This is a genomic window from Candidatus Glassbacteria bacterium, from assembly GCA_019456185.1.
In the GTDB taxonomy this organism is placed as follows: domain Bacteria; phylum Gemmatimonadota; class Glassbacteria; order GWA2-58-10; family GWA2-58-10; genus JAJRTS01.
In genome coordinates, this window is sequence record VRUH01000084.1 from 1 (window position 1) to 11,296 (window position 11,296).

The window sequence follows — 11,296 nt, forward strand, 5'->3', positions numbered from 1 at the left end:
AGTGGGACGGTAAGGACAGATCCGGCCGGCAGCTTTCCAGCGGCGTGTATATCTACCGCCTGCAGGCCGGAGAGTATCGGATGACCAGAAAGATGGTGCTTATCAAGTAGTATTCAAAGACCGGGACCAATGGGGGGATCCTGGTTTTTGACAGGTTGCCCGGGGCGCCGGCCATGCCCCGGGCAGCCTAATAAATATTTCATCGTAAAGGAAACGCCAGCATATATATAAATTAATATAGCGGGCCGGCGCACTTTTTGCCACTACATTCATCCATATACCGCGCAGAAGTACAAACCGGCAAAAAGTGTGACGGCCCGCGTTTTTTCAGCCTAAGCTACACCCGATCCAGCTCTCTGCGGTCCCGTGCGTTTTCCTCGCGCTCCACCTCTTCATCCTCCGCAACCGCCTTGTGGTGCTGTCGGTCACCCTCCTCGCCCAGACGGCGCTGGTTAAGGTTTTCCACGCATTTGGCGCGGCCATAGACAATCAGCACATCACCCGCTTCGATTCTTGTGGTTCCTTTCGGCGCACCGAGAGGACAGGAACCAAGCTTTTTCCTTGCTGGATAAAATTACTTGAGACCACGCTCTGAAATTAGTTGCCTAAACGAAGAGACTGCTCCCATACTATTTTCAATAGGCCGTTCAGGAGTTATCCTTCGGCGCCACGAGGCCGGCCTCACGAGCTCTCTGTCTGATCGTGTCGCCGCTGGGCGCAGGAGCGCTGAATATCAGGGACATCAGTTCCGGGTACGCCTGCAGGTCCTCGATCGCCCGGTTCCATACGTCTTTCTTTTCAGCGCTCAACCTCTGCGCCTCTCCGAGTGCGATCGCGATATATGCCGCGCGCGCCCTTGAGGCTTGCGTACCATCGAGCCATTTCTCCACCTGCGGCAGTAACCGCGCCCGGATCTCATCAATCCGGTCCGGCGGCAGGGGCAGGGGCTCCACGTTCGCCGGCCGCTGCAGCTTGATCCTGAATCCCGGTTCCCCGCCGGTCACGATTTCCTCTCCACCGTAGCGCAGGATCACCCGTTCGGCAACCTCGCATATCCGCTCGCCGAAGCTGCTGATCGTTTCGTCGTCCGGCATCTCGTCACGGGTAGTGTTGCGGTAAATATCAGCGATATTCCATCCCTGCTGTCTGATCCACTCCCAGCCTTTGATCACCCCGACGATGGTTGCGGAGGTGGCGGCGTTGTTGTCGGCGTCCCAGCCGAAATTGAACGCGATCCGCAGAGTTTCCACCAGGTCGCCCTGTCCGTAGAGCAGCGCCGCCACGGTTGAGCAACTGTTCAACTCGTACGCGTTACCGTCGCGGGTCTCGCGTCCGTCGCGGTTACCGAAGCGGGCGTATTTCCGGCGTACCAGTTCGCGGGTGGCGCGCCAGTCATCAGGGTGACCGGCGTGCCAGGCGCGGACGTCGCGGACCAGCTCCACGTGTTCGCTCTGCGGGTCGATCGCCTCCAGCCCGGCGTCGAGCAGGCTATCGATATCGCCGTGGAAAAACGCCAGCGCAATCATCGTGGTGAACAACTGTGTTGCCTGGGCCGGCTCCCCATCGATAGTGACGTGGGTGTAGTGGGTGCCGATCATCCCGGCGGTCTGGGGCATGCCGGGAGCAATCAGCCCGAAACTTTCGCAGATAAACTGGCCTGAGATATTGAACACCGACCACGGGTTCAGTGCGATCCGGCCTGTCAGCGGCGGATCGACACCGAGTTCCATCAACTGGCGGGCATAGGCGTTGGCGCACCAGATTTTGCGGTTAATATGCCGTTTCCAGAGACGGCTGATCTCTTCCGGGGCGAGAAACAGTTCTCCGCTGCGCTGCATGTTGTAGATATAGACCCACTCCAGGTCGGTGTCATCATCCGTGCGGGCGCCCTCCGGCAGGCCGGGAGTGTAGTCTGTCACGCTGCCCGGCTGCTCGAAATATTCGAACTCGTGGGGCAGGCCGTTGAGGTTGCCCAGCAGCTGGGCTACGAACCCGCCCATGATTTTATCCCGCAGCCTGTCGCGTGAAATCTCGATGTGTGTCGGCGGGATATCGAGCTGAGTGCCCTCGATCAGAGTCTGGTTGCTTCCGCCACCGCAGCCTGCAAGCAGAAGTATGGCCGCCGTCAGCGATAGACAGGTCCGGCTCCTGCTCATCGTGCGTGCCCCGCTTCAAAGTGAAAAAGCTTTACCCTGCGCATACCGGGTTTTAGAATAGTGTGTCCGCTGAAAATTTACACATTTCATTATCGCATTACAAGCAGCCTGTACCCGGGGGGGCAAACGATGAACTACAACAGGATACTGTTACCTCGGCAAGCGGAACTGGCGGTCAGGACGGCGGCCCGGGAACTCTCGGGAGCAACCGGGGCAAGAGTCGAGCAGCCATCCTCCGGCCGCAAACCCCTGACCGGAGAGATTCTGCTGGCCGACATAAACATGTCCCGTAACTTTCCCGAGGTCGCGAGTTTGTTCGGCGGGAGTCTGCCGGACGGCGAGTGGGAAGCTGTCGCCGAGGATGTCGGCGGTCTGGTGATCGCCGGTTCCTCCGCCCGCAACATCTGTCATGCGGCTCTGGCCTGGATAGATGACCCGGAGCTGGAGACCGGGCGCGGCAGCAGGATCCCGTACTCCGAGCGCTGCACGATGTGGGACAACACGCTCAATGAGTGGTACCGCGGCACTGTCGGGTTCGACCGCGCCAGGCATATCCGGGAGCTGGCCCGGATGGGACATACGGGTGTCGAGATCAACCGCTATCCCGACGCCGGCGGCGGCTGGCACGTGCGCAATCGCAAGTTCCCCGGAGACAGCTACGCCTGGTATGTCAGTTATTGCCCGGCGCTGGACGCATTCGTGGAGAGTTCGCTGACCGAGGGAATCTATCCGCGCGAGGAACTGGAGCGTAACCGCAGTGACCTGCTGGAAGCCGCGGAACTGGTGCGCGGCTACGGGATGAAACCGGGGTTCGTCTGCTACGAGCCGCGCTGCGTGAGCGAGAAAGTGTTTGACCGTTATCCCGAACTCCGCGGTTCGCGAGTCGATCATCCGGGCCGCAGCCTTCAGCCGCGCTATGCAATGGATATCGCCAATCCGAGGGTGCTGGAACACTACGCGGAGATGATGGCCAACCTGATCTCGCTGGTTCCCGACCTCCGCTATCTCGTGTTCTGGACCAGCGACAGCGGCTCCGGGCTGCCGTTTGCCAAGTCCCTCTATTTCGGCCCCAATGGCAGTTATCTCGCCCGCAGTAAAAAGCTTGAGGATATGGCGGCCGAATTCAGCGGGACACTGCTCGAGGCGGGGCGCAAGCTCAACCCTGAGTTCGACGTCTTGATGGAAATCAGTTGGGAGTATACGCGCGATGAGCGTGAACGGATTATCCGCGCCCTGCCAGCCGAGGTGGGTTTGAGCCACCCGCTGATCGGTAACCCTGTCGGGATTCTGGGCGGGAGAGACACGGAGCGAAGCCGGGCAGTTTTCGATTTCGACCGCCAGGCCGGCAAGCAGGCATGGGGCGGATTTGTGGCATCGCTGTTCTGGGACCTGGAGCCGGTATTCGGGATATCTTTCCCCAACATCCTGGCCCAGAAATTCGACAGCTTAAGCGCGCTGGAGCTGAAGAAGTTTTTCACCCGTGGAGGGATCTGCTCTCCGCCGCAATGCCCGTACATGGTCAACCACGATGTTTACATGGAGCTGGTGCGCGGCCATCAGATTCCAGACATGAACGGGTTCCTGCAGCGCAAGGCCCTTCGCTGGTGCGATCGCAGCGAGCGGGCGGCGGAGATGCTGGTGAAAGCCTGGGAGAGCGGAGAGCAGGCGCTGGAAAGCTGGCCGGTGCTGAACTGGTACCACAGGGGTCCGGCGGCGACCCAGGGCCGCTGGATCACCCGGCCGCTGGTTCCGGATTTTTCCGTGCTGACCGCTCAGGAAAAGCAGGCGTTCAGCCGCAGCGTGTTTACGCTGGAAGCCGATGTCGCCCGGCTGAACCTGGCGTTCGAGGGCGGGATCAGGATGTACGACGAGGAGGAGTTCGAGCGGGCGGCCGCCAGTTACGATGAGCAGATGCTGCCTCAGCTCGAGTTGACAGTCGGAATCCTGGAGCAGGCGCTTGAAGTGGACCATCTGCCCGTGCTAATCGACCAGCGGGACCGTTACCACGGCCTTCTGCTGCTGCAGCGGACACTCCGCAACTCGATGGCGGCTCAGGCGGCGATCAACCGCTGGCTGATGGATCAGGGAGACAAGTCCGAGCAACGCAAAAAAGTCGACGGGGCAATTGATGCGGAGATACAGAATACACTTGACTGGATCCATCTGCTCGAAACCAGCAAGACAAATTTCTTCCATGTGGCCGAGGGCGAGGAGACACCGTTCCTGTATAAAACACCGGTGGAGGATCTGAAACTGAGGCTGGAGGTGATGGAGGGTCACAGGGATGACAAACCAGGCCCTGATCTGGCGGAACTTCGCTGGGAGAATGACGAGAGCACGGCTTACTGACGGGAATTATAAGGAATAAATATAATTTTGTATAGAGGGCGGGCAGGCATGGTTATTGCGAGACTGCCGGCACAGGGATATTTAATCGTGGATCAGGCAATAACCATGCCTGCCCGCCCTTCCTTATTCAATCTTTAATGCTTTTATCTCCACGCGCCTTTTTGTTTCCATGATGCGTACTCGTGCCCGCCACCGATAATCATCGTGCTAGATTTCCCGTTGACATACTGGTAAGCGTTGCCGTTCATGCTGCGCCGCAGAAACTCGAACGCATCGCGGGCGGCTTTCAGGCAGCGTTTTTTCAGTTCGCTGTTATCAGTGAACTTGTGACCGAACATGACGACGTCCGAGATGCGGTAGGTCCACGGTCCGTGGCTGCCACGGCCGCCTTTTGAGGGATTCCAGGAAGAGTAGAATCCTACCTCGGGTCCTCCGGCCAGATAGCGGCTGACAAAGTCGGCGTAGGCGGTTACATAGCTGCGTCCAAATTCATAGCGCGTCCCGAGTTTTTCCTCTATTACGGCTGTCCAGCGCGCGGCGGCGTTTATTGCAATCGCCGAGGTCCAGAACCCGCCGACAGTTTCGTCAGGGTTTTCTTTGCGGCCCTGCTTGCTGGTGTACCACTGTTTTTGAGGTGCGGTGGCAGCCATGATTTTCTCCGCGGCCTCGCGGTATTTATCATCCCAGGTGAGAAGGTAGGCGTCGGTCATGATCTGAAGGTTATTGCCGGCTTCACGGCTCAATCGGTCGATCTGAGGAAATTTATCCTGACTGATCTTGTAGTAAACAAGATCGGCCAGTTCCCAGGCTGATTCGAGAACTTTACGCTCGCCGGTCAGCAGGTAGTAGTCGATCAGGCCTCGCGTGTTGAAATGGCCGGACTCCGGCGAGCCTCCCTGTCCCCAGGGCCAGCTCAGGCTGCCGAACCAGTGGCTGCGGGGGCCGCCGCGATGAGTCGCCAGGCCGGCCTCGACCCCGTGCTGGGTATGGGTAAATTTCCCTCCCGCGTAAACATCGCGGGCACCGAGTTCCTTGGTGCTGTGGTAGATATCAATATCGCTCTCGTGGCGAAGAGCTGCCGTGGCCAGATTCCACCAATCTCTGCTGAGAGTTGGCTCGGTCAGCGTACGGAGGCTCTGGAACAGCATTCCGTAACCAAAGTCGTACTCAAGATTGTAGTGGTTCACCACTTCACGGCCATCGTGCGGTCCGTCTGTTTTGTCACGTTCGTTCTTCGCCCAGGTATCACCGAAATTTCGCCACCCATACTCGTCGATATACTCGATATCCGTCTTGAGATTAACCGGTTCGGCTTTGACCGTGCCCTGCTGGTAGAGTTCGTAAATTTTCAGGCCCCTGGGGTCGTAAAGAGCTGCGTCGTCGAAAAATCCATCCGCCAGGTAGGTTTCGGCTGGAGCGCGAAATACCAGGGGGTGGTGGAAAGCACCCATCACCGTGGCCACGCGATTCTCGTTACGGGTGGAGCCCTGGCTGCCAGTGTGGAAGAAAAAAGCCAGCTCGTGGGTTTTGATCTCACCGCCCTGCAGTTCATGGAGATCGCCGTACTTTTCCGGCCAGAGTCCCACGCTGACCAGGCCATCGGGAGAGGCCTCGAGGCCCTTGGGGAAATTCTGCCAGAAATGGCGCACCGCAACTGCCAGTCCGTAAAACCGGTCGCAGGCGTGAAGCCATGCGTCTGGCCGGTCCACCTGATAAGGCTGGACATTGTCGAGATAGGCTTTGGCTCCTTTGAAAGTAAGCGGGATTCTGTGATTGCGGTTCATATGGATACTGCTGAACCAGCGCTTGCCGCCGGATGACTCCTGGTAAATTCCACCTGGTCCGGTGAGCACTACCCGATCCAGAATATCCCTGGATCCGTCGCCGACTGACATCTGGATCGGGCCGTCGAATGTCAGGCCTGTCTCCAGTGCCAGCCCCTCGAAAAGCACAGCCCCGGGTTGTCCCAGTACCCAATGAGCACCTGGGACCGTCTCGGTGGGATTGTGATTTTCCAAGGTAAAAAACACGCGCACGAATCCGGTGCCGGCGTAGAAGTGCAGACGGGCCGTGTAGTCGATCAGGGCGTCACCGTCAGGATCGGCCAGGGTCCCCTTGACCGCCACCGTTGTGCGGACAGGGCCATTGGTTTCAATTTCAAATGAATAAAGTTCACCCCATTTACTTGTGTATTTTACACTGTCCGGGTTGGTTAGAGCGACACCGGCAGCCGATTGCGGCCAGGTGACACGCTCATCATCGGAGAATTCACTGTCGCCGTTGTGATCCAGCCAGACACTCTCGAACAGGTCGAATGCCTCGGTGGACATCCGGCAGCGCATAACGCCCGTATCGACAACCAGGACTTTTTCACTACACTCGACTTTAAGTGGCGAAGGTTTATGATCCGGAGCAATATGGTCGGTAAGTCTGTAGGCGGCTGTTCCACCGGCAGAGCAGCCGGCGAGAAAGTCCACCAGCAGCCAGCGCGTAGAGCCATCGGGCCAGGTTGTCAACGTCTCGAACTGTGCCGGCGCCGCCTGGCCGTTGACTCCGACCAGCGCAAGTGAGGATAAATCGTTAACTGCTCCCCTCGGTAGGAGAACACCCGTTCGTACAGGTTCGTCGCGGCGTGTGTAGCCATCGAACTCCGTGGCGGTGAGCGGGATTTCGAGCGCTCTTGAAGAGACTGGAATAACCAACACAAAGAACGGGATAAGGAATGCAACGAGCATTCGTATGACTTTTTCACTCATGACGGCATCCAGGTTCAGTTGGGTATATATATTTGCATACCAAGTATAATATAAAGGCGGCCCAGGCATGATTTTTTCGAGCGTACGCGGCAGAAGTCAATCAGCCGGCGGTGCTTTGAAAAAATCATGCCTGGGCCGCATAACTCCACGGTTCTACCAGCGTTGCGCCGGCAGGTTCTCGATATCCTCGAATGCTCCGTCTATTCCGCTCGACGGGCCGTAGTAGACGCTGCCGCCGAACGTGGTCAGGAACAGCATTCCGGGATTGTGCGGGTCGACCACCGGGCGATGGCCCCACTTGAAATTGTAGCCGCCCAGTTTTTTCCAGGTCTCTCCGCGGTCGTCACTGCGGAACGCGGCGCTGTTGAAAGTGTTGATCAGCACGGTCGAGGGATTCTGCGGGTCGATTGCGGCGGCGTAGACGTGCATCGTCTCGTCGAAAACCTGCCGCCAGCTTTTGCCGCCGTCCTCGGTGCGGTACAGCCCGCCGCCAATTTCCTTGTTGCCTACTTCGAGCTGATCCCCTTCAACAATCCTGGCACGCTGCTGCTTGCCGTCGATTTCCCTGCTACCTACGTTGAGCGGCCAGCAGCTGAGATACATCCGTTTCGGGTCCGAGGGGTCGAAAACCAGGTCATTGGGTGCGGTAACACGGCCGGGCAGAGCCAGCGTCTGCCAGGATTCAGCCCCGTCGTCGCTGGTGTACATCGCCCCCGGGATCATCTCCCGCCCCTCGATCCCACCGCGCGCCACCAGCAGGATCAGACGGCCATCGGGCAGGCGGGTAATCCGCCAGGCGTTGAGATTTGATTTGCTGATCCCCTTGTTTTTCACGAACCACGTTTTCCCGCCATCGCTGCTTTTCCAGACACCGTAGCCGAAATCGCAGACATAGAGCGTGCGGGAACGCACAGGGCTGTCGGTATCGATCACGATATGGGTCGGCACTGCCGAGAGCCGCATGCGGTCCTTGAACCAGCCGTCCTCGAACGTACCGATATTAAGCGTGCGCCAGTACCTTCCGCCATCCCCGCTGACCGCCGCACCGCCTTGCTGGTTGCCGTTGGTCAGGTTGCCCGAGCGGAACATCTTGGGCCGCGGCAGGTCGTGGACATTGGACCACACCGAGAAGATCCGCCCCTTCACCGCCGGGTCGAACTCCAGCCAGTAGCAGGTGTTGCGCCACTGCTGGGGGATTCCGGTGATCGAGTGAAACCAGCTCCAGCCGCTGTTGAACGTGTGGAACAGGCCGATATCGGTGTAGGTGATAAAGTAGTGATCCGGGTTGTATGGATCGAAATGGACCCCATAGTTGGTGGTCACATCCAGTCCGCGGGTGGTGAACGAGCGGTCCGGCAGGTCGCGGCTGTTCACCTGCCGCCAGCTCGTGCCCCCGTCCAGGGTACGGTACGTGCGCCCGGAATCTGTGCAGTACACAACGTTGGGGTCGGTGGGAGAGACGCCCACGAACGAGGGGTTGCGGAACCAGCCCAGGTTGCGTTTGAGCCAGCCCTGCTCGAAATTGTCGCTCAGCACCTCGCCGCCGCTGGTCTCCAGCACCCAGTCCCAGTTCGCACCGCTGTCGCTGGTCTTGATAATCCCGCCCTTGCGCTGCACGTACCCGTTCATCAGCACCGGGTAGCTGCTGCACGATACGTAGACCGTGCCCGGATTACCCTCGCTGACCGCGAAATGACGGAACGAGATTTGGTCTTCACCCTCCGGCAGAGCGTCGTAGAGCGCCTTATCGGCGCGCTGCCAGCTTTCACCCATGTCCGTGCTGCGGTACAGCTCTCCGCTGCCGAACCGTCCCCCGCCGGCCAGGACATAGATTACGCTGCCGGTGCCGTCGAACCCGCCGTCGGCCGCGGTAATTTGATCCGCCGGCAGGCTCAGGTTCGTGGTTTCCTGACCAGCACCGTCGCCAAACCTTGCAATCCCACTTTGAGAAATTATAGTCACTTCATCGGGTTTTCCATACCATAAGCCCGGAAAAATCGCCAGTACCTGGCCTCCTCCACTCACTTCCGCCAACTCCTTCCAGCTTATCCCGTTGTCCTCTGAGACCAGGATTCTGCTGCCACTACCACCCCGGCCTCGTGACGATACGGCCACATATATCCTCCCCGCTTGGGCCGGATCGACCCGCACCTTGCTGATCGAGCCGCCGGGCAGGCCGCTGGTGGTCACAAACCGCTGGCCCGCGTGGTCGCCGGACATCGTTTCGGCGGTGACATCGGCGCTGTCGGGCAGGATCAGCCGCCAGCGACGGCCCCGGTCGGTGGAACGGTATAGCCCGCTGTTGGAGGCGTAGACCGTGTTCGGGTCGTGGGGATCGAACTCGTAGTCGCGGACCACGGTACGCAGGTTGAACATCCGCCAGCTCTCGCCGGCGTTGTAAGTCACATAGGCTCCGGTCATGTCGCAGCGGACAAACACGTGGTCCGGGTCGTGGGGGTTGATAGTCGGCTCGAACTGCGCGCCGCCGCCGCCGGGTCCGATCACTTTCCAGCCGCCCTCGTCCTGTGCCGAGGCCTGCCCGGTCGCTGGCGCCTTTTCCGCCTGCGGCGAACATCCCACAGTAGCGGCCAGTACGACAGCCGGGATAATTGTAAACAGGCTGAGGAATACACGATAACCGGACATTGCGGCCTCCCCGGGCCCGGACAGGGCCCTGATGAGATGAGAACGTGGATCGTGGGCGGGATATTAGTTGTATCTCAATTTAGCATCCCGCGCCGCCGGGCGCTATCCCCACAGGCCGGGGATATTCCGCTGAGATTGACAATCGGCTCGCGCGTGACGATAATATGGTGGAGGCAGGAGCAGCTAAACAAACCAAGGAGCGCACAGCGATGAAATGTTCCCGCGGTATCTGCACCACCCGGCGGAGCGATTCCAGGACCATCTGGATAATCGTGGCGGTGGGGCTGGTGTTCACGCTGATGTACGTATTTTGCGGACCTGGACGGGACAATGCGGCAATGGAGGAGGTGATGTACGGTTACCGGATCGAGAGCTTGGGCGAGGGGCAGGAGTTGGTGGTGCTGATCCGCGGCGGGGATAGCCCGGCTGAGGCGCGGGTGGCCATCTGGGCCGGGGCGAACCTGGCGGGGTTCAGCTACCGGGGAGTGGATTTGATCCGCAGCCCTGATACGGTAAAAAAATTCGACGGTCAGCGCCTGGGAATGCCGATCCTTTACCCGACTCCCTGCCGGGTGCCGGACGGATATTTCACCTTCGGGGAGCGCGAATTCAATTTCCCGATCAACCGCGATGACACCCATATCCACGGCCTGGTGCGCGATATACCCTGGGCCTACGATACGCCGGTGGCGAGCGCCGGCGAGGTCGGTTTCACCTGCCGGATGGAGTTCGCGCCGGGCAGCCCGATCTACGGGTATTTCCCAATCGAGCATACCCTGGAGTTGACCTACCGGCTGGACGGCGAAGGGCTGGAAGTCTCATACCGGCTGATCAACCGGGACAGCGAGCCGCTGCCCTACGGGTTCGGCCTCCATCCGTACTGGAATATCCCCGGCAGCCGTGAGAACGTGTACCTGACCGTACCCAACGACAGTACCATGGACCTGGGGGTGGGGGGCCTGATTCCCGGCGGCGGGCTGGCCGCGGTGGAGGGCACGCACCTGGACCTGCGCACAGCCACTCCGCTGAGCGCGGTGGAGATGGACGACGTGTTTTTCCCGGCGGACCCCGCGGCTCCGGCCACTATCGAGTGGCGCGACTGGGGTGTGAAACTGACCCTGACCCACAGCCCGGAATTCACCCACCTGATAGTTTACGCCCCGCCGGGGGAGGACTTTGTCTGCGTGGAGAACATGACCGCCAGCCCCGATGCGCATAACCTTTATGCAAAGGGCCACGAGCGGCTCAGCGGTCTGAAAGTTATCCCCCCGGGCGGCGAGGCCGGTGGGTGGGTGAAGTATGTTATCGGGAATCAGTAGTGTCCGGTTAAACTAAAAACAAAGCGGGCTAAGCCCCATTCTTATTAGATTTGCAGCAGTGAACGACAAA

5 protein-coding genes are annotated in these 11,296 nt (G+C 59.6%); 2 read left to right on the forward strand and 3 right to left on the reverse strand.

Annotation, left to right across the window (positions count from 1 at the left end; translation table 11 throughout):
• Window positions 1–647: 647 nt before the first annotated feature.
• On the reverse strand, window positions 648–2,156 hold the full coding sequence (locus FVQ81_17260) for an ADP-ribosylglycohydrolase family protein (GenBank protein MBW7998281.1): 1,509 nt from the start codon (window positions 2,154–2,156) through the stop codon (window positions 648–650).
• 129 nt (window positions 2,157–2,285) lie between these two features.
• Between FVQ81_17260 and FVQ81_17265 the strand changes: the two genes are divergently transcribed.
• Window positions 2,286–4,505 (forward strand): hypothetical protein, encoded by a 2,220-nt coding sequence (locus tag FVQ81_17265; GenBank protein ID MBW7998282.1) that lies wholly within the window; start codon window positions 2,286–2,288, stop codon window positions 4,503–4,505.
• 143 nt (window positions 4,506–4,648) lie between these two features.
• Here the strand turns inward: FVQ81_17265 and FVQ81_17270 are convergent, their stop codons facing one another.
• Together FVQ81_17270 and FVQ81_17275 are read right to left on the reverse strand one after the other, a co-directional pair.
• On the reverse strand, window positions 4,649–7,261 hold the full coding sequence (locus tag FVQ81_17270; protein ID MBW7998283.1) for a hypothetical protein: 2,613 nt from the start codon (window positions 7,259–7,261) through the stop codon (window positions 4,649–4,651).
• A gap of 153 nt (window positions 7,262–7,414) precedes the next feature.
• Window positions 7,415–9,907, reverse strand: coding sequence for a hypothetical protein (locus tag FVQ81_17275; protein MBW7998284.1), 2,493 nt, complete (start codon window positions 9,905–9,907; stop codon window positions 7,415–7,417).
• Between the two features lie 164 nt (window positions 9,908–10,071).
• Between FVQ81_17275 and FVQ81_17280 the strand changes: the two genes are divergently transcribed.
• A complete protein-coding gene (locus FVQ81_17280; protein MBW7998285.1) occupies window positions 10,072–11,226 on the forward strand; it encodes an aldose 1-epimerase in 1,155 nt (384 codons plus the stop codon).
• Window positions 11,227–11,296 lie beyond the last annotated feature (70 nt).

Excerpts from the sequence above, each read along its gene's own strand:
- FVQ81_17260 (MBW7998281.1), bottom strand. The coding sequence starts at position 2,156 with ATGAGCAGGAGCCGGACCTGTCTATCGCTGACGGCGGCCATACTTCTG.
- FVQ81_17265 (MBW7998282.1), top strand. The coding sequence starts at position 2,286 with ATGAACTACAACAGGATACTGTTACCTCGGCAAGCGGAACTGGCGGTC.
- FVQ81_17270 (MBW7998283.1), bottom strand. The coding sequence starts at position 7,261 with ATGAGTGAAAAAGTCATACGAATGCTCGTTGCATTCCTTATCCCGTTC.
- FVQ81_17275 (MBW7998284.1), bottom strand. The coding sequence starts at position 9,907 with ATGTCCGGTTATCGTGTATTCCTCAGCCTGTTTACAATTATCCCGGCT.
- FVQ81_17280 (MBW7998285.1), top strand. The coding sequence starts at position 10,072 with ATGGTGGAGGCAGGAGCAGCTAAACAAACCAAGGAGCGCACAGCGATG.